This window comes from Sandaracinaceae bacterium (assembly GCA_020633055.1).
Lineage (GTDB): Bacteria > Myxococcota_A > Polyangia > Polyangiales > Houyiibacteriaceae > JADJJE01.
In genome coordinates this window covers 94862-120352 of sequence record JACKEJ010000015.1, presented here as the reverse complement: position 1 = coordinate 120352, position 25491 = coordinate 94862, and the positions used below count along the sequence as shown (strand labels likewise).

Annotated in this window: 19 protein-coding genes and 2 riboswitches; of the genes, 12 read left to right on the top strand and 7 right to left on the bottom strand. The window is 71.5% G+C overall.

All coding sequences use genetic code 11. The features are described 5' to 3' along the window. Nucleotides 1-6: 6 nt before the first annotated feature. Both H6726_30420 and H6726_30415 read left to right on the top strand, forming a co-directional pair. Nucleotides 7-1137: an alpha/beta fold hydrolase gene (locus H6726_30420; GenBank protein ID MCB9661994.1), complete on the top strand. Its 1131-nt coding sequence runs from the start codon at nt 7-9 to the stop codon at nt 1135-1137. Then, nucleotides 1130-1702 (top strand): TetR/AcrR family transcriptional regulator, encoded by a 573-nt coding sequence (locus H6726_30415; GenBank protein ID MCB9661993.1) that lies wholly within the window; start codon nt 1130-1132, stop codon nt 1700-1702. Before H6726_30420 ends, H6726_30415 begins: the two co-directional genes overlap by 8 nt. 103 nt (nt 1703-1805) lie before the next feature. Here H6726_30415 and H6726_30410 read toward each other — a convergent pair whose 3' ends face one another. Beyond that, nucleotides 1806-2600 carry a class I SAM-dependent methyltransferase gene (locus H6726_30410; protein ID MCB9661992.1) on the bottom strand — a complete coding sequence of 265 codons (795 nt, stop codon included), beginning with the start codon at nt 2598-2600 and terminating at the stop codon, nt 1806-1808. A gap of 135 nt (nt 2601-2735) precedes the next feature. Then, nucleotides 2736-2879, top strand: a riboswitch (cobalamin riboswitch). 267 nt (nt 2880-3146) lie between these two features. Between H6726_30410 and H6726_30405 the strand changes: the two genes are divergently transcribed. The 8 genes from H6726_30405 to H6726_30370 all read left to right on the top strand — a co-directional run bounded on the left by H6726_30405 (nt 3147) and on the right by H6726_30370 (nt 15125). Then, nucleotides 3147-7361: a cobaltochelatase subunit CobN gene (locus H6726_30405; GenBank protein ID MCB9661991.1), complete on the top strand. Its 4215-nt coding sequence runs from the start codon at nt 3147-3149 to the stop codon at nt 7359-7361. After that, nucleotides 7358-7804, top strand: coding sequence for a MotA/TolQ/ExbB proton channel family protein (locus tag H6726_30400; protein MCB9661990.1), 447 nt, complete (start codon nt 7358-7360; stop codon nt 7802-7804). Before H6726_30405 ends, H6726_30400 begins: the two co-directional genes overlap by 4 nt. Then, nucleotides 7797-8087 carry a DUF2149 domain-containing protein gene (locus H6726_30395; GenBank protein MCB9661989.1) on the top strand — a complete coding sequence of 97 codons (291 nt, stop codon included), beginning with the start codon at nt 7797-7799 and terminating at the stop codon, nt 8085-8087. Before H6726_30400 ends, H6726_30395 begins: the two co-directional genes overlap by 8 nt. 95 nt (nt 8088-8182) lie before the next feature. Continuing rightward, a riboswitch (cobalamin riboswitch) is annotated at nt 8183-8347 on the top strand. 318 nt (nt 8348-8665) lie between these two features. Continuing rightward, nucleotides 8666-10981 (top strand): TonB-dependent receptor, encoded by a 2316-nt coding sequence (locus H6726_30390; protein ID MCB9661988.1) that lies wholly within the window; start codon nt 8666-8668, stop codon nt 10979-10981. Further along, on the top strand, nt 10978-12585 hold the full coding sequence (locus H6726_30385; protein MCB9661987.1) for a PepSY domain-containing protein: 1608 nt from the start codon (nt 10978-10980) through the stop codon (nt 12583-12585). The genes H6726_30390 and H6726_30385 overlap by 4 nt, the downstream gene beginning before the upstream one ends. A gap of 43 nt (nt 12586-12628) precedes the next feature. Beyond that, a complete protein-coding gene (locus H6726_30380; GenBank protein MCB9661986.1) occupies nt 12629-13576 on the top strand; it encodes a DUF1444 family protein in 948 nt (315 codons plus the stop codon). An 83-nt stretch (nt 13577-13659) separates the two neighbouring features. After that, on the top strand, nt 13660-14334 hold the full coding sequence (locus tag H6726_30375; GenBank protein MCB9661985.1) for a hypothetical protein: 675 nt from the start codon (nt 13660-13662) through the stop codon (nt 14332-14334). Between the two features lie 89 nt (nt 14335-14423). Continuing rightward, on the top strand, nt 14424-15125 hold the full coding sequence (locus H6726_30370) for a hypothetical protein (protein MCB9661984.1): 702 nt from the start codon (nt 14424-14426) through the stop codon (nt 15123-15125). 15 nt (nt 15126-15140) lie between these two features. Here H6726_30370 and H6726_30365 read toward each other — a convergent pair whose 3' ends face one another. After that, complete coding sequence (locus H6726_30365) at nt 15141-16724, bottom strand: DUF2254 domain-containing protein (GenBank protein ID MCB9661983.1); 1584 nt, start codon at nt 16722-16724, stop codon at nt 15141-15143. 157 nt (nt 16725-16881) lie between these two features. Between H6726_30365 and H6726_30360 the strand changes: the two genes are divergently transcribed. Beyond that, the gene (locus H6726_30360) at nt 16882-17655 is read left to right on the top strand and encodes a hypothetical protein (GenBank protein MCB9661982.1); all 774 of its coding nucleotides are present in this window, start codon (nt 16882-16884) and stop codon (nt 17653-17655) included. 62 nt (nt 17656-17717) lie between these two features. On the opposite strand, the gene H6726_30355 is transcribed toward H6726_30360, so the two are convergent. From H6726_30355 to H6726_30340, 4 genes are all read right to left on the bottom strand, one after another. Further along, on the bottom strand, nt 17718-18002 hold the full coding sequence (locus H6726_30355) for a hypothetical protein (GenBank protein ID MCB9661981.1): 285 nt from the start codon (nt 18000-18002) through the stop codon (nt 17718-17720). Next, nucleotides 17999-18754, bottom strand: coding sequence for a hypothetical protein (locus H6726_30350; GenBank protein MCB9661980.1), 756 nt, complete (start codon nt 18752-18754; stop codon nt 17999-18001). Before H6726_30350 ends, H6726_30355 begins: the two co-directional genes overlap by 4 nt. A gap of 62 nt (nt 18755-18816) precedes the next feature. Then, a complete protein-coding gene (locus H6726_30345) occupies nt 18817-19731 on the bottom strand; it encodes a nucleotidyltransferase domain-containing protein (GenBank protein ID MCB9661979.1) in 915 nt (304 codons plus the stop codon). Next, entirely contained in the window at nt 19724-20515 is a 792-nt protein-coding gene (locus H6726_30340; protein MCB9661978.1) for a nucleotidyltransferase domain-containing protein, read from the bottom strand. The genes H6726_30345 and H6726_30340 overlap by 8 nt, the downstream gene beginning before the upstream one ends. A 169-nt stretch (nt 20516-20684) precedes the next feature. On the opposite strand from H6726_30340, the gene H6726_30335 reads away from it, so the two are divergent. Next, a complete protein-coding gene (locus tag H6726_30335; protein ID MCB9661977.1) occupies nt 20685-24479 on the top strand; it encodes a hypothetical protein in 3795 nt (1264 codons plus the stop codon). Between the two features lie 38 nt (nt 24480-24517). Here H6726_30335 and H6726_30330 read toward each other — a convergent pair whose 3' ends face one another. Continuing rightward, entirely contained in the window at nt 24518-25399 is an 882-nt protein-coding gene (locus tag H6726_30330; protein MCB9661976.1) for an alpha/beta hydrolase, read from the bottom strand. Nucleotides 25400-25491: the final 92 nt, after the last annotated feature.

Genomic DNA, 25491 nt, shown 5'->3' with positions numbered 1-25491 from the left:
CCGTACATGATCGTGGCGCGCGACCCGGGCGGCGCCAAGGACACCTACGGCGGCGACGTGGGCTTCGTGTTCGTGGAGGCCATGCGCATCGTCCCCTGCGACCACAGCTCGAAGACCGCCATCGTGTTCAGTCACCCCATCGGCGGCGGCGCGTTCCTGCCCGTCATGAAGGCGCTGGCCGAGCGCGGGCACCACGTGCTCTACGTGAACACGCGCTACCGCGGCAACGACACCGCGCTCATCCTCGAGAAGTGCGCGCTGGACCTGGGCGCGGGCATCAAGGACGCGGCGCGGCGCTTCGGGTACGAGCGCTTCATCCTCGGCGGATGGAGCGGCGGGGGCTCGCTGGCGCTCTTCTATCAGGCGCAGGCGGAGCGCCCGAGCATCACGCACACCCCCGCGGGCGACCCGGCCGACCTCGTCGCGGCGCGCTTCGTGCCGGCCGAGGGCATCTTCCTGGTGGCCGCGCACGTCAGCCGCTCCGCCACGCTCACCGAGTGGATGGACCCCTCCGTGCTGGACGAGCTGGACCCGAACGCGCGCGACCCGGAGCTGTTTCTCTATGGGCCCGACGCGCCGCAGCCGCCGTACAGCGAGGCCTTTCTGGCACGCTATGCGGCCGCGCAGGTGGCGCGCTCGCACCGCATCACGGACTGGGCGCGGCACCAGCTGGACTTGCTCGCTCGCCGCGGTCAGCCGCACGGTGAGCGCGCCTTCGTGGTGCACGGCACCATGGCGGCGCCCTGCTGGCTGGACCCGGCGGTGGACCCGAACGAGCGCAAGCCCGGCACGTGCTACCTGGGGGACCCGCGCGTGGTGAACGATGGTCCGGTGGGGCTCGCGCGCTTCACCACGCTGCGCAGCTGGCTCTCGCAGTGGAGCCTGCGGGACTCGGTGGTGCACGGCGAGCGCAACGGCGCACAGACCAGCGTGCCCACCTTGGTGGTGGGCAACCTCGCAGACGACGCGTGTACCCCCAGCCAGACGCGTCGCCTGTACGACGCCATCCCGCACGCCAAGAAAGAGATGCACGAGATCTCGGGCGCGTCGCACTACTACATGGGCCAGAACGCGCAGCTGGCGGAGTGCCTGGGTCACTACGAGCGCTTCCTCGCCACGCACGGGCTCGATGGCTGAGCGCCGCCCGCGCGAGCGCCTGGCCCCCTCGGACTGGGTGCAGGCGTCCATCGAGGCGGCGCGCACGGGCGGCAGCGAAGGGGTCCGCATCGACGCGCTGTGCCGCGCGCTGGGCGTGACCAAGGGCAGCTTCTACCACCACTTCGCGTCGCGGAAGGAGCTGGTGGACGCCGTGGCCGAGTACTGGGCGAGCACGCAACCCACGCTGGCACGTGAGCACCTCGCGTCCCTGCCCAACGACCCGTCTGCGCGCCTCGAGGCGATGGTGCAGCTCTTCACGCACCGTGAGCTGGGGCAGCGCGACCGGGCGATGCGCGCCTGGGGCGCGGCCGAGGCCGTCATCGAGCAGGCCGTGGCTACCGCCGACGCGCAGGTGCTCGCCATCTTGGAGGGGCTGATGAAGCAGCTGGGTCTCGACAAGGCCGCCCGCGAGGACTACGCGCGCATGCTGATGGTGGGGGCCGTGGGCTTCTACGGGGCGCCGCACTTGGTCGCGGGAGGTGGGCGCCGACGAGTCGCGAATCGCGTGCTCGCTTCGATCAGGGCCGCGGCCAAGCCGCGCTGAGCCTCGCGGGTTCCGGGCGCGGTCACGTGCCCGTGTGCACGCCCGCTTCGTGACGGGGGCGTGTGTTCGCGATGTCCATCGTGCGTGACGCCAGTCGCGTGGCTCAGGGTCGGCTGCGCCACACCGTCGAGAGCACGTCCCGCTCGAGGGCGGGCAGCTCGGCGACGTCCGTGAAGCCTGCGCCGTGCAGCATGGCCAGCACCTCCTTGCGGTCTGCGAAGCTCGGCGCCGCACCACGGCCGCGTGTGGCGATCAGGATGCCCAGCCGCAGCACGCGCGTGGACGCAGCCTGTCCTTGCCTCACGCGCAGGTCGGTGAGCAGCGCGCCTGTGTGGGGCAGCGCACCCCGGATGCTGGAGAGGATCGCGTGCCGCTGCGCCGCCTCGAAGTAGCCCACCACCCCCTCGGCGACGACCACGGGCCGCTCGGCGCCGGCTAGGTGTTTCGCCAGCTCGTCGCGAAACCCCGGCGCGAGGATGTCCGCGTCCAGCACACGTAGCCGTTCGCCCGCGCGCGCGAGCAACGAAGCGGGGACGTGGTCTTCGAGCACGCGTCGCTTGAAGGCAGCGACCGCGGGCAGGTCCAGCTCGACGTAGCGCACACCGTGGTCGAGCGCGAACGTCAGCCCCCGCCGAGACAGCCCCGCGCCCAGCTCCACCACCATGTCCGGGTTCAGCCGCTCGAGCTCGGCGTCGATGAGCGCGTGCCGGTTGTGCAGCGTGCGCAGCAGCTTGCTCGGGCGCCCACGCAGCTTGCTGGGCAGCTCGAGGAGCCCGTAGGCGCGGAACAGCCGACGCCCGAGCGGCGTGGCGAAGTGCTCTGCGTACGGCAGACCCAGCACGTGCCACGCGTAGGCGGTGTAGTGCGCGGTCGGCGCGATCTTCGTGGCGTCACCCATGGCGCGGGTATAGCGCACGGGATGGGGCCGCGGGTTGACTTCCGGGCACCCGCTGCCTACCACGCGCAGCGCACTGGGTGACCACGGACGCGTTCTGCGCTCGCGGTCACAGGGCCCGGGAAAACGCCGGGCTCCAACAGGGAAGTCGGTGAGATGCCGACGCGGACCCGCCACGGTATGTGCGCGCAAGCGCTGTCACGAAGCCACTGGGGCCAGCGCGCCCTGGGAAGGCGACAGCGTCAGGAGAGCCTGCTCTCCCGCGGACGAGCCCGGAGACCTACCCCGTGCGTTCCTCCACAGCGCCTCGGGTTTGGGCGGCGGGGCGCGCGCGACCGATCACGCTCGACCCTTCCGCTTCTCTACGGGCGCGAGGGTGTCTGCGTGTCGTCCCCCCTGCTTCGTTTCTCCCCGCCCGTTGACGTCAGTCGGCGCGTCCCCATCGTCCACCCTTCGCACGTGACGCCGCGTGCGCACGTTCGGCGCTGCCACTCGCTGCGTGGTGTGCTCACGGCATGCATCGTGTCCGCCGCCATTCTGAGCGCCCCCATGCACGCGGCCGCGCTGCGGTTGGTCGGCGTCGTGTCCGAGCAGAACGCGCCCGAGCTGCTGGAGGGCGCGACCATCTTCGCCCGCCTGCACCCGGAGCACGAGCTGCAGCTGCGCACCACCGAGCAGCTCGACCAGCTGACCGACGCGGAGCTGCGCGCGCTCCTCGGCGACGCGGACGCCGTGCTGCTGTGCGCGGTGTTCGGCGACACGGCGACTCGGGTGGGCCGTGCCCTCACGCAGCGCTCGCCGCGCACGGTGTTCGCGCTGAGCAGCGACGCTGGGCTCTTGCGCCGCAGCCGCGACGCGGGCGGGCTCGTGTTCGACGGCGTGGCGGACGCCGTGCTGCACGAAGCCACCGTGGGCCTGGGGGACTCTCGTGAGCCAGTCGCCGACGTCGCACGCCTGACGCGCGCGCACCCCGCGCTCGGCCCTTGGTTCGAGGCGCGCGCCTACTGGACAGCCCGTGGGGCCCCCAACCTGGCGCAGCTGATGGTGTTCGTGCTGGGTCGTGCGGGCGCTGCGCTCCGGGCCCGGCCCGTGCAGCCCGTCGCCCCCGTGCGCTACCTGCGTGGCGGACGCGAGGTGGAGGCTGCCGAGCTCGGCCTCGTACGTGGCCGGCCGAGCGTCGCGGTGCTGGACTACGACACGGGCTCACGGCCCGGCGACGCCGAGGTGCACGCGGCGCTGTGCGCCCACCTGGAGCGAGCCGAGCTGCAGTGCTTCTCGGTGCTGGCCCGCTGGGGGGCGCCGAGCGTCGCCGCGCTCGAGGCCTTACCTCAGCTGACGCGCGGCGCGCCGCTGCACGCGCTGGTGCTGCTGCAGGACTTCGTGGTGGGCGGCGGCGAGGGGCGAGAGCGCGCGACGGAGCTGCTCGGCCGCCTCGACGTGCCCGTCATCAAGGGGCTGCGCCTGCCTGACCGCAGCGAGGCCGCGTGGCGCCTCTCCGAGGACGGGCTCGCGTGGGACAGCGTGCACTACCGCGTGGCCATGCCCGAGCTGCAGGGGGCGGGGCAGGGGGTGGTGGTCGCCGCCGCAGGCCCCGTCGTCGCGGACGCGCGCACGGGACTGCAGCTGCACCAGCTTCAGCCCATCGACGAGGAGCTGCGTTCGCTCAGCGCCCGCGTCCAGCGCTGGTCCCGCCTGCGCACCTTGCGCAACGCCGACAAGCGCATCGCCGTCGTCTACTACAACCACCCGCCCGGCAGACACAACATCGGCGCCGACAACCTGGACGTGCCCGCCACGCTCTTCGAACTGCTGCACACGTTGAAGGCGAACGGCTACGACGTGGGCGACGCGCTGCCGCGCACCCAGGACGAGCTGCTACAGCGCATCCTCGCGAGCGGCGTGAACCTGCCCTCGGACCGCGGACAGCTGGCGGAGCTGGCGGCCACTGCGCAGACCGTCTCCGCCGCCAGCTACGCGGCGACCTTCGGCGCGCTCCCCGAAGCGGTGCAGACCGCGGTGACGTCGGGGCCTCTGTCGCTCCTGCTCGCACGTGTGGAGGGGCAGCACGACCCAGCCGAGCGTGTGCTCGTCGAGGCGCTGGTGAGTCGCACGCTCGGAGACGTGCAGCACCTGACGGAAGGAGCGCGGCACCGCGCGCGCGACCGCGCCATGCGCCTGCTGGAGCAGCTGGGCGACGCGTACGCCGCAGCGCTCGCGGGGCGCGGGGCGTGGGACGACGTGCGCCGCCTCACGCGCGCGATCGAGGCCACGGGCATCGAGGGTTTGCGCGGCTGGGGGCCTGCACCAGGGCGGGTCATGGTCAGCGATGGGAGCCTGGTCATCCCGGGGCTGCGCTTCGGCAACGTGTTCATGGGGCCGCAGCCGCCCCGCGGGTGGGAGCTGGACGAGGAGCTGCTGCACGCCAACCTCGCGTTCCCGCCACCGCACCAGTACCTCGCGTTCTACGAGTACCTGCGGAGCGAGTTCCGCGCCGACGTGCTGGTGCACGTGGGTCGGCACTCCACGTACGAGTTCCTGCCCGGGCCGCGGGTGGGGCTCGCGGCGACCGACTTCTCGCGCCTGTGCGTCGGGGACCTGCCCAGCGTCTACCTCTACATCGTCGACGGGGTGGGTGAGGGCATCCAGGCGAAGCGGCGCGGGCTGGCGACCATCGTCGACCACCTCACGCCCTCGCTCGCGACGAGCCCGCTGTACGACGACCTCCTCGGGCTGCGCCAGCTGGTGGAGAGCTTCGAAGCCGCGGCCGGCGGGGAGGAGGGCAACGCCGTGCGCGCGCGCGCCGTGCTCGCCATGCGCGCGCGCGTCACGGAGCTGGGGCTGCGCGAAGAGCTGAGCGAGAGCATGCGCGGCGAGCTCGAGGTGCGCGGCATCGGCTTCGACCAGGTGGACGACGAGCTGCTGGTGCACGAGGTGGGGCACTACCTCACGCACCTGCAGGAGCAGTTCATGCCGTTCGGGCTGCACGTGTTCGGGCGCGCCTGGGAGGCCCCCGCGGTGGACCGCATGCTGGCGTCCATGGCGGGCGACGGGCGGGTCGACCCCGCGTGGCGTCGCGCCCTGCGCGCGTCTCCGGACGCGGAGCGCGCGGCGCTGCTCACGGCGCTCGAGGGGCGCTTCGTCGAGCCCGGCAGCGGCAACGACCCCGTGCGCACACCCGAGGTGCTGCCCACCGGGAGGAACTTCCACGCGCTCGACGGAGCGCAGCTGCCCACCCCCACCGCGTGGGCGCTGGGCGCCGAGCTGGCCGCAGAGGCGCGCCGCGACAACCCCGTGCCGAGCGGGGAAGGGGACGCGGTCATCCTGTGGGCCTCCGACACGGTGCGCGACGAGGGCGCGATGGTGGCCTTCGGGCTCGACCTGCTGGGGGTGCGCCCGGTGTGGAACGCGCGCGGCGTGCTGCGCTCCATCGAGCGGCAGCCGCTCAGCGACGGACGCATGCGCCGCGACGTCACCTTCGTCACGTCGGGCCTGTTTCGCGACCTGTACGCGAACCTCCTGGTGTGGCTCGACCGCGCTGTCTTGCTCGCGCTCGACGGCTCGTCCGCGACCATCCGCGCTCAGCACCCCGAGCTGAGCCAGGCGCTGTCTGCTGCGCTCCTGCCGCTGGGGGAGCTCGCCGCGGGGGGGAGCGAGCCTCTCGCACAGAACCTCGTCGCGGCGCGTTGGGTGGTGGACGCGGCGGCCAGCCTGGCGGATGGTCAGGCGCCGGCGGTCGCGGGTCGCACCGCCACCCTGCGGCTCTTCGGCAACGCACCCGGCGGGTACGGCGCGGGCATCAACCGCCTGGCCGAGCGCTCGGGCGCGTTCCGTGAACGACGCGAGCTGGCGGCTGCCTACGAGCGACGCATGGGGCACGCCTACGGGGTGGACCAGCAGGGCGCGCCAGCACACGCGGCCTTCGCGCGGCGCCTCGCGAGCACGCGGCACACCTATCTCGGTCGCGCCAGCAACCTGTACGGGCTGCTCGACAACAACGACGGGTTCGACTACCTCGGCGGCCTCTCCGTGGCCGTGGAGCACGCCAGCGGGCACGTCCCGGACGGGCACGTGGTGCAGCACGCGAGCGCTGACGAGGCGCACATGGAGGCGCTCCCACACGCGCTGCTGACCGAGCTCCGCGCGCGTCACCTGAACCCCACGTACCTGCACGCGCTGATGAACCACGGCTACGCAGGCGCGCGCACCATGGGCAGCGAGTTCATGGAGAACCTCTGGGGCTGGCAGGTGACCAACCCCGACATCGTGCAGAGCTGGGTCTGGGACGAGGTCGACCGTGTGTACCTGCGCGACGGTCACGAGCTGGGTCTCACCGAGTTCCTAGCGAGCGGTCCCAACGCGCACGTGAAGACCAACATGCTCGCCATCATGCTGGTGGCGGCGCAGCGCGCGTATTGGGACGCGCCGCCCGAACGCGTCGACGCCATCGCACGGGAGTTCGCGGCGCTGGTGCTGGAGAGCGGGCTGCCGGGAAGCGGGCACACCAAGCCGGACCATCCCGTCATGGCCTTCGTGCGCGAGCGGCTTCCAGAGGACACACGCGAAGCGTTCGATGCGGCGCTGGCGGCCGCGCAGCAACCGGAGGTCGCGGCGTCGGACAACGAGAGCCCGAGCACGGTACGCGAGGTCAGCGTGGACGACGGCGCCGCAGGCGAGGTGAGCGCGCCGCAGGCCGTCATGGCGGGGGTGGGCGTGCTCGCCCTCGCGTTCCTGCTCGGGCTGCGTCGCGGACGGAGGGCCCGATGAACGCGCACGGTCCCGCGGGGCTGCTGAGGTTGCTCGTGAGCTGGCTCGAGGCGCCCGTGATCGCGGCGCTGCTCGCGCTGACGCTCCTGGCCGTGGCAGACGTGGGTCTGCTCGTCGGCGAGCGCACGTCGGGGTTGCGTAGGCTGCGCAAGGAGCTGGCCGACGCTGCGCTCCACGCGCGGCTCCGGGTGCGCGTGGAGCGCAGCGACGTCCTCGCGCGCGTCGGCCCCATGCTGGGCCTGATGGGCACCCTGGTGCCGCTCGGGCCGGGTCTCTCCGCCCTCGGCGAGGGCGACCCCAGCACGCTGTCGAGCGCGGTGACTGTCGCCTTTGACACGACCGTCTTGGGTCTGTTGATTGGAATGGCGGGTTTCGTGTCCGGAAGACTCCGCCGACGATGGTACGACGCATTGTTCATTCAGGAAGAAACCCTTCATGAGTGACCGCTTCCGCAGTCGATTCGACGAAGAGCCAGACCCCATGGCGAGCATGGCCAGCCTCGTGGACGTGATGCTCGTGTTCGCGTGCGGGCTGATGGCGGCGCTGGTAGCGTCGGGTTGGCAACCCGCGAGCCGCGCGGGTCGGCGCGCGCAGCCGCTCGAGGCCGGTGAGGAGCTCAGCGAGCCCCCGGCCGGAGTGGGCGCCGAGGGGGACGACGGGTTCGAGTCGGTGGGTCAGGTGTACCGCGACCCCCGCACAGGCCGACTCGTGCTCATCGGTGACTGACGCGTCCGTGCATTCGAAGTCCCTTGACACAGGCGTGTTGGTCGCTCACGGTACGGCAGCGATCGGGTCGCGGTCCCTCGGGGCTGCGCGAGGTCGTCGCGGAGACATGCGGCGGCCGAAGAGGGAAGTTGGTGCAACGCCAACACGGTTCCCGCCACGGTATGCGATCGAACCCCCCGTCATCACGCCACTGGGCGACGGCTCTTTGAGCTGCACCTGGGAAGGCGACGGGGTCTAGGGTCGCGAGTCCGGAGACCTGCTCGAACGCGCACCCTCCGCTGCGGGATACAGCTCCGAGGGCACGCGAACACTCGTGCTGCCTCTTTGTCTGTTCCCTCTGCGGTGAAGTGCCGTGCGTCGTGCCACGTGCGTCGCAGCGAAGCTCCGTAGACCACCGACAAAGGCCTCTCTCTATGTGTATTCTCTCGCGATCCACGCGTCTCGTCGTGGCGACGTCGACGTGCGTCTTCTTTGCGCTCTCTGCGACGCATGTCGGCCGCGCTTCTGCACAGGGACCCGCTCCTCGCGAGCCGCAGCAGGCGGCCGAGTCGCCGCCTACAGAGGCCCCACCAGCCCCCGTGCCGGGTCCCGCGCCCGCCGATGGACCGCGCACCGCGGCATCGCCGGGGACCCCGGAGACGGAGCAGGGCGCTGCGGAGCCCGAAGACACGGAACGGCCGGACCCCATTGGGGAACGGACGCCGTCCACGGGCGGCGCCCCGGTCCCACCTGACGCTGCCACAGGCCAAGAGCCGTCCAGCGAGCACGAGCCCATCGACGACTCGGACGTCGCGGTGGAAGACCCTGACGACGAAGAGGTCACCTTCGGTGCCAGCGCGACTGTGCTGCGCATGCCGCGTCTCGGGAGCGCTCTCCTGGATGACACGGGGTCCCGTATGGGCATCCCCGTCGAGGAGCTGCCCGCGACCGTTCACCGCGTGACCGTCGACGACGCCCGTACGCGCGGCGCGCACGACGTCAACAGCGCGCTCTACCTCCTGCCCGGCGTGACCCCCGTGTTCCGCTACGGTGGCTTCCAGCAGATCCGCGCGCGCGGCTTTCAGGCCATCGTGCTCAACGACGGTCGCCGCGACAACCGCGCCACGTTCGTCAACAGCCACCCGCAGGGCGGTCTGTGGGACCTGGAGCGCATCGAGGTGCTCAGCGGCCCGTCCGCGGTGCTCTACGGCTACGGATCCGTCGGCGGCGTCGTGAACCTGATTCGGCGCCTCCCCTCGGAGGACACGGCGTACGTGGCCGACCTGGCCATCGGCACGCCGCGTCAGTGGCAGGCCCACCTCGGCGCGGCCGGGACCATCGTCGACGGCCTGACGTACCGCGTGGACGCAGGTCACACGGCGCACACGGACTACCGCGACTTCGGCACGCGGCGCACGCAGGGCACGCTCACGCTGCTCTACCAGCCCGCCGCGGCGCATCGCGTGATGCTGCGCACGGGCGTGTATCGGGATCACTACGACACCGACAGCGGCATCCCGACCACGCTGCGCGCGGACGGCACACGCGGCCTGCCCGAGAACGCCGTGTTGTCGAACCGCTACAACACGCCCCAGGACGGGCTCGACTACGCGCGTTGGGACGTCGAGGCGGCCTACGAGTGGGACATCGCCCCGGGGCTCCGGCTGCGCGAGCGCTTCTCGTTCGCGCGCGACGAGTACGAGTACTTCTCGACGGAGGGGCTCGCCTACAACGATTCCGGTCTGACGCCGATGGTGGACCGCACGTACTACTTCTACTTCTTCCACCATTGGGCGCCCATCTCGAACCAGGTCGAGCTGCTCGCCGACTTCGAGACCGGCCCCGTGCAGCACCGCGTGCTGACTGCGTACGAGTTCACGGGGCTCCGCAACGCGCGCAGCGACCGGGCCTCGAACATCTTCGACTACACCATCCCACCCGTCGACCTGCGGCACCCCGTCGAGACGGCGCCCGAGGTGCCCATCTTGCGAGACAGCGCGTTCGTCGCCTCCATGCGGGCTCACTCGGTCTTCGCGCAAGACCACCTCACGCTCCCCGCCAACTTCCACGCCATCGTGGGGGCGCGGGTGGACGTGTTCGACTTCGACAGCCGGCGCGACCGCTTCGATCCAGCGACCGACGAGCGCACCTCGCGCGGCCCCACCGACGCGCGCCACAGCGTCGGCCTGACGTATCGCGCAGGTCTGGTGAACCGCCCGGTGCCGTGGCTGGTGATGCACGCCGGATGGTCCACGGGCTACGAGCCCAACGCGCGCCTCGGCCTGCAGGGCGCCATCACGGACGACGACGGGAACACCATCGGTTTCCGCCAGGTGCGCCCCGAGCTGTCGGAGCAGTTCGAGGGAGGCCTTCGGATCCTCGCGGGTGACACGCGCTTGGACGCCGCGGGCTACTGGATCCGCAAGCGCAACGTGACCTACACGCGCGAGATGGACCGCGTAGACACCGCAGGGGAGGTCCACAGCCGCGGCCTCGAGGCGGAGCTCCGCACGCGTTACCGCTTCGTGTCGCTGCAGCTGAGCTACGCGTTCACGGACGCCCGTTTCGTGGTGTTCCGCGACACGGAGGGCAACGATCTTTCGGGCCGGCACCCCACGTTCGTCGCGCGCCACACCGGCACCCTGTGGGTGCAGGCGACGCCCATGGACGGCCTCGGGGTGGGCGTGGGCGGGCGCTTCATGGGGCGGCAGTTCGCCGACAACGAGAACCAGCTGCCGCTCCAGGCCTACGCGCTGATGAACCTCGCGGCTTGGTACGAGGTGAGCGGCGTGCGCTTCGAGCTGAGCTGCAACAACCTCTTGGACAAGCGGGCGTACATGGTCTCGTCGATCGACCAGAACCTCACGCCGGGGGCCTCGCGCGAGATCATGCTGCGCGTGCGCGTGACCCGATGAGCGCGACCGACCGCCCCGTGCTGCGCCTGCGCTGGGCGCAGCGCCTGAACGCCCTGCACCGTACCGTGGGCATGGCCATGTGCCTGCTGCTGGTCACGTGGTGCGCGTCGGGAGCGGTCATGGTCTTCATCGGGTACCCGCGCCTGTCCGAAGCCGAGCGCTTGGCGCAGCAGCCCGCGCTCCCGTCGCTCGGGGCCGCGGATGTGCGCACCTGCTTTCGCGCCGGGCTCGACGCCCCCGAAGGGCTGCGCATCCTGGTCATCGGAGGGCGCGCGACGTGCGTCGGGCGCCGTGGCGACACCCGCCTGGCCCTCCCGCTCGACGGGAGCCCGGCACCCACGCTCGACGCCGGAGCGCTGCACGTCTTGGCGCGCGCGCACGGCCACGAGACACGCACGCTCGGCCGCCTCACACGCGCGGACCAGTGGACGCTCTCGAGCGCGCTGCGCGATGCCTTCCCACTCCATCACTACGCCCTCGACGACGCGCGCGGAACGGAGCTCTACCTGAGTGAGCGCACGGGTGAGGTGGTGCAGCGCACCACACGCTGGGAGCGCGGCTGGGCGTGGCTGGGCGCCATCCCGCATTGGATCTACCCCACGGTGCTCCGACGTGAGCGGGAGCTCTGGCGCGGGTTGGTCATCGCCCTCGCGCTGGTGGGGCTGCTCGTGACCACGACGGGCCTCATGACCGCGCTGCGCTCGGTCCATCGCGCGCGGCGCAGCGGACGCGGCTTCAGCCCCTACCGGAAGCCCACGTTCCGCGTGCACCACGTCCTCGGCCTGTTCGCGGGGCCGCTCCTGTGTACGTGGTTGCTCAGCGGCGCGCTCTCCCTCAATCCGCTCGGTGTGAGCCCGGGATCCGGCGTGCCCACCGCGCTCGCGCAGCAGCTGGCAGGTGGCCCCGCCGCCGGGGAGGACTTCTCGCTGCCGCCCGAGCAGGCCCGAACCGCGTGCGCGCAGACGCTGGCCGTGCGCCAGCTCCACACGCTGCGCTTCGACGGTGTGCCCTACTACCGGTGCGTGGCGTCACCGCGCGAGTCGCTCTTGGTGCGCGCGGACGGCGCCCAAGGCGCTGCCACGGCGCGGCCCTCCTTCGAGCCCGACGAGCTGTTGCGAGCCCTCGCGCGCGCGCACCCAGGCCACCTCCCGGCCGAGCTGGTGGTCCTGCACGAGCCCGACGACTACCACTATCCGACGCACGACGCGCCCGACGTCGCCTTGCCTGTGATGCGCGTGACGTTCGCTGACGGCGAGCAGCACGCGCTCTACTGGGACCCGGCTCGTGCGCAGCCCCTCGCGTTCCACGGACGCCGCTCCCGCCTCATGCGCTGGCTCTACCACGGCCTGCACAGCTTCGATTTCCGCGGGCTGTACCGCCATCCGAAGGCCTGGTACCTGGTGATCCTCGGCCTGCTGGGGCTCGGCCTGCTGATGGCCCTCAGCGGGCTCCAGCTCTCGGCGCGCCGAGTGCGCCGTCGCGTGGCTCGGACGGTCGCGCCTCGTCCTGGCACCATCGCACCGGCCCCCCCGCCGCCCGCGGGGCAGGACGCGGACTCGGCTGGTCCACCTTCCGACGCGCCGCCGCCTCCACGCTTGGCTTGAGCGCAGCGCCCAAGTCGCGTAGCTCGGACGCATGCTCCGCCGCGTGCGTCCCGTCCCGCGCTCACTCTCCCTCGGTCTCGCGCTCGCGCTCGCGCCCGCCTGCGTGGTCGGATGCGACGGCTGCTCCACGACGGAGCCCCTCGCGCGCGCAGGGGACGGCTGCGCGATGCGTGAGGACGAGGCCGCCCGCTTCACCTGTCGGGTCGCACCGCTGGTCCACGCGAGCCTGCCCGAGGCGACGGTGAGTGAAGCGGGCCCTCTCTCGTTCGACATCGTGTTCGAGGACGGGCAGCGCATGCGCGCCAACCTGGACAACCTGTGGGCCGAGTGCGGCGCGCGTCCGGACACCTGCGAGTCCAACGCGCAGCGCTGGGTGAGCGGCATCTCGGAGAGCATCGCGGCCTGGAACGCCGCCGTCGACCCCGCACGCGTGCGCGCCGTGCTCAAGCCCGATGCGTGGTTCGCGGCGCTCGAAGCCGAGTCCCGTGCCATGCCGGCTCCTGACGGAACGAGCCCCCGCCCGGAGCTGCCCACCACCCCCTTCCAGCCCGGGGTGCGGGTAGCGTACGTGGAGGACCGCTCGGACAGCATGCGCGTGCTCACGTCGGACGACTTGGCCGACCTCCAGCTGGACGTACCGAGTCTGCATGCGCTGGCGCTGGCCAACCTGCGCGCCGCCTGCGCCGACTTCGGCTTCGCGCCTGTCGAAGACGGCTCCCGCGTGATGACCCTCCGCGCAGGTGACAGCTACGAAGCCAGCCGACTGCTGCTCCTCGACGCCTGGGCGCCCATCGCCCAGCAGGTCGAGGGACAGCTGCTGGTCGCGGCACCCTCACGTGACCACGTCCTGTTCACAGGCGACGCGCGCGCCGACGACGTGGCCGCCTTGCGGCGGCTCGCCCAAGCGCATGCAGCGAGCGATGGCCACGGCATCGATCCGATGCTGCTGCGCTGGTCGGCGGGGGGATGGACGCCCGTGTCCGACCTCTGATCGACTCCGCGCGGCCCGCGGCGTGTGTGAAAAAAATGTACACCCGCACTGGACGGAGATGCACAGACCCGTATGTTGGGGGAATGGCCCCCCAACGTCCTCCCCGCTGTGCCCGCCCGACCTTCGGGGGCACCGTGCTCGTGCTCGTCCTCATCGCCGCGACAGCCAGCGCCCTGTCCCCCGTCGATGCGCACGCCCAGTCGCTGACCGACGCGGAGCTCGCGCTCGAGTGGCAGGTCGCGTTCACCGCCTACGACCTGGTCGAGCCGCACGGCGCCTTTCCCCGCTGGGGCCTCCGCCGGCAGGTGTCGCGCACCATCTCCATCGATGTGAACGCGTCCATCGACTACGTCTTCGACGCGTACTCCAACATCGACAACCACGTCGGGCGCCACGCGCTCCTGCAGCGCGTGGTGAACCACCGCGAGTACGAGGCCAACGGGGCCGTGGTGCGCGAGTTCACCGCGATCGAGAACCTCCCCGTGGGCGGTCTCGCCGTGCCCATCAACACGCACGCGCAGCAGCGCATCTACGCCGACGACCACTACTACGAGACCGACTCGTGGACGGCGCCCGGCGTCATCACGCACCAGCTCATCGCGTTCGAGGAGGTCGCTCCCGGCGTGACGCGCATCACCGAGTACCTCACGTTCGAGGCTGAATTCCTGCTCATCGACTACACCGTCACCAACGGGGTCTCGTCGCACCAGGCCACGCTCACGGGCATGAAGGCGGCTATCGAGGCGGGCGAATTCTAGGCAGCAGGCCGCCGGCCGAGAGCAGCGGCTCGCCCCCAATGTCCGCGCGCGGGGAACTTTCTCCGGCCTGACGCGTCCACTTCATTGGCATGACGGCTCTCCGCACACTCCTCGCCTCCGGGCCGCTCGGGCTGCTCGCTCTGCTGCCCGCCTTGCTGCTGACCTGGGCACCCGGCACAGCGCGGGCCCAGGTCCCCGAATTCGCGGTGGTCTTCCACGTCGCGACGACGGCTGCAGGGGTGCCCGTGGTGGACGACGACACCCTGCGCGCGAAGCTCGCCGAGGCCGGGGTGCTGTTCGCGCCCGCGGGAGTGGCCTTCTACATCGACGAGGTGCGGTCGCTTCCCCCGGAGCACGAGGTCATCGACGACATCCGTGAGCGGCGCCACCTGCGGCGCTACCTCGTCCCGCGCGCGATCAACATCTTCGTCACGCAGGCCATCCACGATCCGCGTCCCTCTGCGGCCACCGTGCGCGCAGCGGCCGCGCAAGGGCGTGAGCCCACGGGCTGGATCAGCGGCGCCCACATCCCTTCCGGGGGACGCCAGCGCCCGGCGACGTACATTCTGCTCAGTGCGCGCACCGGCCTGTGGTCGCTGCCGCACGAGCTCGGCCACTTCTTCGGGGCCAACCACCACCCCGACCCGGACAACGTCATGAGCTACGGCTTCGGGCGCAGGGTCTTCGACGAGCGTCAGCTCGCGCTCTTCCGCCGGCGCGCAGCGAGCTACGTGCGGCGCCGCGACGTCCGAAGTCGGGATACGTCCGTGCACGCCGTCCCGGAAGGCTGAGCGGTCTGCCGTTGCTCAGGCCTCTTCTCCCTGCGCTGGGACCAGCCAGCTGAAGAACGTGTCCAGCTGGGCGCGCTGCTTGGGGGGCATGTACTCGAAGTTGCGCCCGCGATCGATGATCTCCCAGAAGTCCTTGGTGGTCACGCGCTCGAGCGCTTCCCGGATGGCCAGCAGACGCTCCTGGGGTTCGTCGGCCATGTCGTCGCGGATGAGGCGCGCCTTCTCCTCTTGACCCACGGCCAGGTAGTAGGCGGCCAGCTTCACCTGGGCCTTGCGCACGCCCAAGAGCGCGGCCTCCTGGCTGCGCGTGCGCAGCGGCCGGTCCAGCCGCAGGAACGCCTCGAGCATGCTGCTCTCCTCGCGCGCCCCACCGTCGTGCGCGTTCTGGCACGACGCGCCCACGTCGTAGGCCACCGTCTCGGTCACGAACGTGAGCTGAGAGTCGTAGCTGACGTGACCATAGTAGATCATGTGCTGCACGCCCTCGAGCGCGGCCCAGCCGTGGCCTTGCCGGATCATCGCCTCCACCAGCAGGCGGTACTGGTTGAGCACGTTGTAGGCGGTGCGAACGTCGCGCGCGTTCAGCGTGGAGCGCAGGTACGAGTTCATGAAGCGGAACACCAGCCGCATGAGCTCTTCGTCGTTGGCCCTGCCCGCCGCCTCGCCGATGTAGCGCGTGTCGATGGCGATCAGGTAGTTGATGTCGCGCATCTGGGCGAGCGCCTCGTTGTAGATGCCGAGGTACTGGCGCATGACCTTCCACTCCACCCACGTGCGCCGCTCCTCGAGATCGCCGAGGGACTCGGGGTCCATGGCCACGAAGTCGGGGTTGGTCTTGATCAGCTCTCCGATGCGGAACCACAGGCTGGACGCCTTGGGCTTCACATCGATGTAGGCGAGCGCGAAGTCCTTGAGCGCGTCCACCGCCTGGCTGGCGATGATCTTGTCCTTGCCCGAGATGGAGTTGCTGGTGATGTCCGTGAGCTCCTCCATCGCGCTCAACGTCGCGGCCTGCGCTTGCAGGAGTCGCCCGGGATCGGTCAACACCGCTCCCTCGCGCGCGGTGCGCACGGCGTTGCGGCGGATGCGGGTGATGATGTTGCGTGGCTCGACGAACCAGAACACGTAGCCGAAGTACGGCGCCATCAGCACCAGGCCGAACGTGGTGATGGTCAGCATCACGCCCAGCGTGGCGCGTGGGACGTAGTCGCCCTTGAGCGACACGCTGACCATCACGCCGACCACGGTGCCGATGATGTAGTAGCCCATCACGCCCAGGTTCAGGCGGTCGCGCAAGAACATGGTCGCGACGCCCGTGTAGCGGTCGCTCGACAGCTGCACGATGATGGACACCACGGTGATCACGATGCCGAGCACCGCCGCCACCATGGCCGCGAGGGCGCTGACGGCGTCGGTGATGCTCCCCGGATCGAAGTCCAGGAAGCGCACCACCAACCCGTCGTCCGGCATCGGCTGGTGGGCGCCGCCGGTGACGAAGTGGTCCAGCGTGTAGGCCGACCAGAACAGCCCGAGGGCCGTGACGGCCAACAGGGCGATAGGGAACACCCAGCGTTTGCGGAAGGTCTCGGGTTGGGACATCGAGCCCGCATCCTAGAGCACGACTCGTGATGGGCGGAAGCCCTGCCTTCGCAACGCGTGGTGGACCGTGCTTCGACCGTACCGGCCGCGTGCGGCGAGGCGCGAGCGCGCGCCCCGAAGCTGCGTCGGGCGCTGGATGCGCTATGACCCGCGGGTGATGGCTGCACGCGTGCCGTTCAGGTTGGCCGATCTGCTCGCCGAGTGCGCGTCCGAGGTGGGCGTGTACGCGCTGCGCGACGGCGACCGACCCGCGCTAGGCCTGCGCATCCACGTCCCGGCCGCGCTCCTCCGCACCTACCCGTACAGCGGCACGGCGTATGGTTTCCTTCAGCAGCTGCGGGCAGACATCCAGACGCACGGCCTGATCGAGTTTCCAGGGCTGCCGGTCAACGCGACCAACCACACGCTCGCCCAGCGCGCACCATGGGAGCACGGGTACAGCCAGAACCCCTTTCTGACGGGCTTCTACCAAGACCTGCACCAGGACACCCCGCCGCTCCCCACGGCGTTCTGGCTCGACGGTCCGCGGCGCTACTTCGCCACGTGGGTCACCTCGCGCGAGGGGATGCGGCGTCTCCGAGAAGCGCAGCGCGGGGTGCCCGGGCGCTCGCTGAGCGAGCTGCACGCCGAGCTCGTGCCGACGTCCGTGGCCGAAGGGTGGGGGGCGCTGGTGAACCACCAGCCCGGGTTGCTCCTGCTCGACAACAGCGACACGTGCGCTCTGTACCACGCGCGGACGGCGCGCTCCGAGGCAGACGGCGCGGCGCGGGAGGCCGTCCCAGAGCCTCCGTCGTACGCGTTCAACGAGGTAGGCTTGCTGCAGTACATCGACACGCTCGACGAGCGGCGCGGTGAGGCGCATCGGAGCGCGGAGGACCGCGCCCAGGTCATCGCGTTCCTTTCGGACGAAGCGCGCAAGGACCGCAGCTGAGTCCGCGGCACACTGGCGTTCGGGCCGTCGCCCGCGGAACACGCCGAGCGACACCAGCGTGTTCAGTCGATGTCGCGGAAGAAGTCGAGGGCGTCGTCGCTGGTCTCTGCAGCGGCCTCGATGGCCGCTCGGATGGCGCCCATGTGCGCGGCCTCGATCGTGATGCGGTATCCGCTGACGATGCTGGCGAGGTTCGGCAGCGCGGCGGTCAGGTCCGCGCGCCGAGCGATGCGCGGGTCGATGCCCTGACGCTTGAGCGCCAACCGGAGCGTGCCGCGCGCCTGCGTGGGGGTCAGTCCCACCGCGCTCGCCAGGGTGCTGGCGGCCGCGTCGAAGGCGGGGGTCATGCAGCCTCCCAGCGCGTCCGCAGCCAAGCGGGGGTGGCCCAGGTGGCCACGCAGGACAGAGCGAACCCCAGCCCGCCCAACATGACGAGGCTCACCATGACCAAGCCCGTGATGGAGTCGAAGCGGCCCTCATGAGCGAAGCCTATCAAAGCGAGCTGCCCGATGGCCATGGCGACGAACCCTTGCGCCATGACGTGCATGCGTCCCAGCGCGACCGGGTCCACGGGGCGACCGCTGGAACGCGCCGCGCGGTAGGCGCGCGTGAGCCGAAGCGCGCGCAGACCGCCGCCGAGAGACCCGGCGAGAGAGAGCGCGACGAACGGCACACGGAGGGACCAGCGCATGGTGGCCGGCGTCGCGACAGCGGGTGCCTCCAACACGAGCGCGGCCGCGGCGACGGCCACCAGCGCCAACAGCACGACGAACGACAGCCGCTTGGTGACCTGCCTGCGCGCGAACGCCTCCGCGGCGAACACGCCCACGAGCCCGTACGCGAGCGCCGGCCCCAGCAACCCAGCGGAGCGCGCGACGGTCCACCACGAGCCGCTGGCGAGGCCGGGGTCGCCATGCGCTCCCAACACGAGGCACGCCCCGATGACCGCCACGTACGACGCTGCGATGCCCGCGGCGATCACCAAGTGTGGACGGCGGCGGGAGCGACCGTAGGCTCGCAGCACACGCGCCACGATCAGCGCGTCCACGACTCCGATGACGACGGCGCCAGTGGTTGCGACAGCGGCCTCGGGGGTCATGGCCCGCCCGTTCTATCACAACGGCGCAGCCTCCAACCTCCTTGCGTGTCGCGGCCGGTTTGTTACGGGCTCCCTAGCATCAGCCCCACGGCCAGGTCGTCCACGCGGGCGGTGTCGACGTCTTCGGGCAGCGGCGAGGTCGGCGCGACCTCCGCCATGCGCTGGGTCAGCTCGTCCGCCAGCGCGCTCAACTCGACGAACGTGAGCGCACCGTCGCGGATGGCGCGCAGCTCCTCGGCGTCTTCACGCCGCACGTTCAACGCGCCCGTCTCGAGGGCCTCGAGCCCCATGCGCATGAGCCGCACCAAGTGCATCGCGTGCTTGGTGTCGTACCCGTGCGCGCGCTCGAGCGCCGCCCGCTGCGCGTTGCGGTGGGCCTGCCAGCTCAGGTACTGCGCCCAGCGCTTGCGGGCCGCGCGGTAGGCCTTGTCACCCGGCGCGCCGGGCGGCCCGAACGCGCTGCGGGTGGGCTCGTGCGTCGGGGGCGAGAGCAGCCACGCGCGATGGGTCTCGATGCGCTTCAGCTGCGCGTGCGCGTAGCCCACGAACGTCTGGTGCACCCGACGGGTCAGGAACAGCTGCCGCTGCGCGTGCAGCGCGCGCCAGGTGGGTGTGTCCAGTACCCAGTCGCGCTCGTCGGTGAAGAGCACCTCCAGCGCGCTCGGGTTCGCTGCAGCCAGGAGCGACACGAACTTGCCCAGCTCGAACACGAGACACTCCGTCTTCGGCGGGACCGCTACCAGCGCGAGTCCGTCGTCGCCCGAGGCACGGGCGCGCAAGTGTCGCTCGACGCGCGCGAGGAGCGGGCCCGGGAGCTCCCCCTCGTGCTGCTCGAAGCGTCCGAACAGCGAGAGCCGCTCGCGCAGCGGCACCACGCACACGCCGCGCACGTCCACGTCCGACCCTGCGCGCGCCGTGCCGTGCGCTTGGCTCCCACCGAGCGCCAGGAAGATCGTGTCGCGAACCAGGTCAGGCACTCGGGTCGGCGCTCTCGATCGGCCTCGCACCAGTGGGCTCCACGGTCGTCAGGCGCAGCCGCACCACCCAGCTCTCGAGCGCGGCGGCGGTCGTGGGCTCTTCAGGGAGGCGGCTCCCATCGTGTGCCTCGTCCAGCTGCGCGGCGAGCGCGTCCAGCAGCTTCACCTGGGCGTCCAGCTCGTCTCGGCGAAGCGGCATCTTCTCCGCGCCCTCGCGCTTGCGCGCGACGAGCTCGTCCACGGCGCTCAGCCGGAAGCGTTGGTTCAGCGTGTTGATGTTCGCGACCACCTCACCGTGCTGCATCAGGTGGATGCCGGTGAGCAGCACGCGGTACGCGTACAGCAGGTGCTTCACGGTGGGGTCGGGCTCGAACAGCCGCCGGCGCCGACCGCGCGCGAACCCTTGGTAGTGACGCACGGTGGGCCGCGTCAGGCAGCCGCGCCCCAGCTCGCGCAGCTCTTCGTGCGCAGGCGAGGTCACCACGACCAGCGGCGAGAACAGCTGCTCCATGACGTAGCCGTTGTGGTTGCACATCAGCCGCGCGAACTTGCGCACGTCGTGGGCGACCCAGTCCAGGTCGAGCCGGCTCTTGTCCTCGATGGTGAGCGTCTCGGCGGGTGGACGCAGGCCGAGCACTTCGTGGGCGGGCAGGAGGTAGGCGCCCCGCAGGTCCACGTCACTGTCGGGCGACGCGAAGCCGTACAGGTGCGCGCCGCTGATGGTGGCGAACACCGGCGGCGGACCCTGGCGCGCCACCTCGGCCAGGTAGTCGCGGTCGAGCATGCGCCATACGTCACTCTGTTCTTGTGAGTCCACGTCGCCTTCCTCGTTCCTGTGGTTCGCGGTGTCAACGACGAACCGCGCGCCCGCTGACATGTTGCACGGAGCAAGTGCGTCGCTGAAGACGTCGGCGCGCCCGTTGGGCCGCGGGTCGGTGGTAGGCTCCGAGGTAATGGACCTCACACTCGATGAGCTGCGCGCGGCCTTCGTCGCCGACGCGAGCAACCCGCTCACGTATCGCGCGTTGGCGAGCGCGCTGTCCACGGGGACCGAGCCGCGCGAGCTGGCGGAGCTCCACGAGCGCTGGGCGGAGGTTTGTACGGATCCGCGCGACACAGCACGCGCGCTGGCCGAAGCCGGGGAGCAGCGCGTCGCGTTCGGCGACGTCGACCACGCCGTGAGGCTGTTCGTACGCGCGCTGGAGCTGGACCCCCGCCAGGCCATCGCGGGCGCGGCGTTCTCGCAGCTGGCGGGAGAGCGGCGGGATACGCATCGCCACGTGGAGCAGCTGGCGCGCTGGGCGGAGCAGCTCGAAGCCGCAGGGGCGTCCGCCGCCGAGCGCGCGGAGGTGCAGCTGGCGCTGGCCCATGCGCACGCGGCCATCCCGGGGCGCCTCGAGCGCAGCTTCGAGCACCACCGCGCCGCCGTCGCGCTCGATCCGGAGCTGGAGTCGACGCTGGACGAGGCGGTCGAGCGGGCCCAGAAGGCCCGGCGCATCTCGGACGTCCGCACGCTCCTGGCGCTCGCGGCCGAGCACACGCGCAGCCCAGAGCGTCGCGCGGCGCTGCTGCGCCAGCTGGCAGAGGCCCAGCAAGCGATGCCAGCCGACCTCGACGGGGCCATCCAGACGCTGGCGCAGGCCAGCGCGCTCGCGCCGGACGACACCGCGCTCTTGGAGGAGCGCATCCAGCTGCTGCTGCAGCGCGTGCGTCGCAAGAAGGGCACCCCGGCCGAGCGTGACGACCTGGACGCCATCGCCGGGCTCGAGGTGGAGCGCGCCCGACGCCTGGACACCGAGGCCGCCCTCGACGCCGTGGAGCGGGCGCTGCAGCTGTGCCCCGAGCACGCACAGGCCCTGAGCGTCCTCCAGGCGCTCGTCGACGGGAGCCCGACCGACGCGCACCGCCAGCGCCTGGGCAAGCACCTGCAAGCTCGGGTCACACGCGCCGGCCTCGACGCGTCCCCCGAGGCGCGGCTGGCCCTCTGCGCGTGGCTCGAGCGCGAAGAGCGCCCCGGCGAGGCCTACGACGTGCTCGCCCCGCTGCTGCTCGACGCGCCGAGCCGCGAGTGGCTGGCGCGGGCCCTCACGTATGCCTCTTCGGCTCAGCGTTGGCCAGAGGCCGTGGCGGCTACGCAACGCCTCCACGCTGGAAAGACCGAAGCAGCCCACGAGCGTGTGGCCCTCGAGGACCTGCTCGAGCGCTGCCTGGCCGCGGCCGACCTCGACACCGCCGAGCGGGTAGCGGCCCGCCTCCTCGAGCTCGCGCCCCAGCACGGCGCGGCGCTCTTCGGGCTGACCCGCATCCATGCGCAGCGTGGGGCGCACGACGCGCTGCGCGGGGTGCTCGAGCGGCGCCTTGCTCACGCGTCCGATCCACAGCAACAGCGCGACCTCCTGCGCCAGCTCGTTGCGGTGGCCGACGGTCCGCTGGCGAACCCCGAGCTCGCGACCGACGCCTTCCAGCGCCTGGCCGAGCTCGACCCGCGGGACGCCGCGCTGCGCTCCGAGCTGCTCACCCGCCTCGCGTCCGTAGGCCGCTATCGCGCCATGGCCGACGTGCGCCGCTGGGAGATCGGGGCGCTCGAGTCACTGGCCGAGCGCAAGGCCGCGCTCACCGCGCTGCTCGCCGAGCACGAGGAGCACGCCTTCGACAACGCCCTGCTGGTGGACGCCCTGCGCGCCTACCGGGCCGTGGACCCTGGCGACGGGGACGCCCGCTCGGCGCTCGTACGCATCCTGCACGGCGCGGGCGAGCTGGCCGAGGCAGCCCAGCTCCTGCAAGAGGCCGTGGGCGCCGCCACCGACGACGACGCCCGGTTGCGCGCGCTCGCCGAGCTGGCGGACATCTACGACTTCGGGCTGCGGGACGACGACGCGGCCCGCAAGACCGCGTTGCAGACGCTCGAGCTCGACAGCGACGACGCGCAGGCGCTCGACCGACTGGAGCGCATCGCCACACGCAGTGAGCGCTACGACTGGATGGTCGAGGCCCTCGAACATCGCGCCATCTCTCTCCCGGACGTGGAGCGCGCGGACATCTACCTGAAGCTGGCGCGGCTGCACGACGAGGCGACCGACGGCGGCGAGGCGGCCATGGAGGCCTACGAGTGGGTGCGGGTCATCCGCCGAGACACCGAGGCGGCTGCCGCGCTGCTGCGGCTCTACGCGCAGCACGAGCGCTCGACCGAGCTGGCGGCCCTCTTGGACGACCTCGCCAGCGAGACCACGGACCTCGAGACGCGAGTCGCCTATCTCACGCAACGAGCGCGCCTTCTGCGGGACGTGCTCGGAGACCCGGACGAAGCCGCCGAGTGCTACCGCGAGGTGCGCACGTTGCGCCCGGACGCGGAGGCGCTCACGGCGCTGCTGCACCACGCGCGGGAGAACGAGCTGCACGCCGAGCTGGCCGAGTTGCTGGCCGTGCGTCTCGCCGAGTCGTTGCCGCCCGAGGAGGCGACCCCGCTCGGTATGGAGCGCGCGACGTTGCTGCTCGACCACCTCGACGACACGCGCGAGGCCGAGCGTGAGCTGCTGGCCATCCGCGAGCGCTCGCCCGCGTTCGCGCCTGCCCTGGCACGCCTCGGGACGCTCTACCTCGAGGAGGGCGACGACGCGCAGCTGGCCGAAGTGACCGAGGCCCACCTCGCCCTGACCACCCACTTGGGGCAGCGCGCCGTGTTGGCCAAGCGACTCCTCGGCCTCTATGAGCGCTCGCTGCCAGACATGGAGCGCGCGCTCGCCGCGGCGCGCCACTGGGTGGATGCGGCGCCGACCGACCTGGACGCGCTGCGGGCGTTGTCCGACCGTCTCGACGGCCCCGACCACGCCGCCGAGCGGGTGAAGACCCTGGACGCACGCGCCGACGAGGTGCTGCGCGCGCTCACTCAGGGCGCAGGCGACGACACCGCGGCGCTCCGCGACGAAGCCCTGCTCGCCATCGAGGAGTCCATGGTGACGGCGGTCGAGAGCCTCGGCCGCGAGGTGCACGCCGAGACGCGCTTCATGCTGGCGCTCGAGCTCGCGCACGACGACGACGCGGACGTCGATCGTTTCGTGCACCTCGCGGCTTCGCTCGACGCGGCGCTCGACGGCGACCGACTGCGACGCGCGGCCGCGACATACTTGGCGCGCAAGGCCACCACCGTGGAGCGCCCGCTCAAGGAGCGCCTCTTCCTCGTTGCGGCGGACCTCTTCGGCAGCTCGCTCGAAGATACGCGGCTCGCCTTCGAGGTGGCGCGGCGCGCCATCACCGAGTGCAGCGACGACCCCGCGGTGCTGCGCGCGCTCGTGGACTTCGGCACGTCGGGAGGGTTCACCGACGAGCTGGAGCAGGTGCTCGAGGAGCGCTTCGCCGCCAGCCTCGACGCCAAGGCCGCGCGCGCGCTGCAGCGCGAGCGGGCCGACCTGCTCTACTCCCTAGAGCGCTACGAGGACGCAGCGGACGCCTATCACCGGCTCGCGTCCATGGAGCCCGACAACCAGCGCGCCAAGGACCGGCACCGCGAGTGCTTGGTGCGCGCGGAGCGCTACTCGGACCTCCTGGTCACGCTCGGGCAGGCGCTGCGACGCTTGCGACCCGAAGAGCAGGAAGCTCGCGTCGAGCTCCTCAAGGAGGTCGCCCGTACGTGGGAGACCGGCCTCGCAGACCGCGCCGAGGCCCTCGATGCGTGGAAGGCCGTCTCGGCGGCCGCGCCTGAAGACAGCGAGGCCAGCGCAGCCCTCGAACGTCTCGCCGCACCGCGTTGACGGGGCGGCGAACCCGAGCCGGCTTCGCGCTCGCCAGGTCAGCCGTGCTCGGCGACGAACGCCGCCACCAAGGCGTTGAAGGCTACTGGAGCGTCGTACTGGGTGAAGTGGTTGGCCTCGTCTACCAGCTGGATGGCCGAGCGCCACAGACCGCCCGCGACCCCCAGGCTCTCCAGGTACGCGAGGCGCACGGTGCGCTCGTAGCGACCGTGGATGATCCCCAGAGGACACGGGTACGCGCGCACCATCCCGACCTCGTCCGCGAGCGTCGCGAGGGACGCGGCGAGGCCTGCACGTGCGTTCGGATCCGTACGTGCCACGCACTCGGCGAACCACGTCGGGATGCCGTCGAAGAACACCGACGCCTCCCAGTGGCAGACGTCTTCGGGTCGCAGCGTGCCCGTGAGGAAGTGCGGGCCCCCAGGCATCGGGAAGAACGCACGCCCCAGCTGCTCGTGGGTGGACACGGGTGGGGAGCCGAAGATGAGCGCGCCCGCTGGCTGGGGGAGCTGCGTTCCGGCCTCGACCACGGCGTGCCCCCCGAGGCTGTGGCCCACGTAGTAGGCGCCGCGGAGGTCGAGCGCGTTGGCAAAGGCGGCGAGCGCCTCGGCGTAGAAGGGGAGGGAGTACGCGTTGCTACCGTCGCCGGTGCGACGCGTCTCGCCGTGACCCGGAAGGTCGAAGGCCACGCGCCGGAACGCCGCGAGCGGATTGGGCGAGCCGTCGGAGTGCGTGTCCGCGAGCTGATGCTCCCACGCGACGACGGCGCACGAGTTGGGGTGTACGAACACCACCGTAGGCCCGTCGCCGCCGTCGTCGTAGTAGGCGATGGACTGCTCTCCGAGCAGCGGGGAGCGCACCGTCACGCGTTGATTGGTGACGAGGCGCGCGCCAGAGGGGTCGTGCGATTCCGAGGTCATGCGATGCTCCCGCGTGCGTCCCACATGCGCCGAGCGTACCCCAGGGTACCGGTGAGACGGAACCGCTAGCGAAATGGAACCCGCGCGTCATT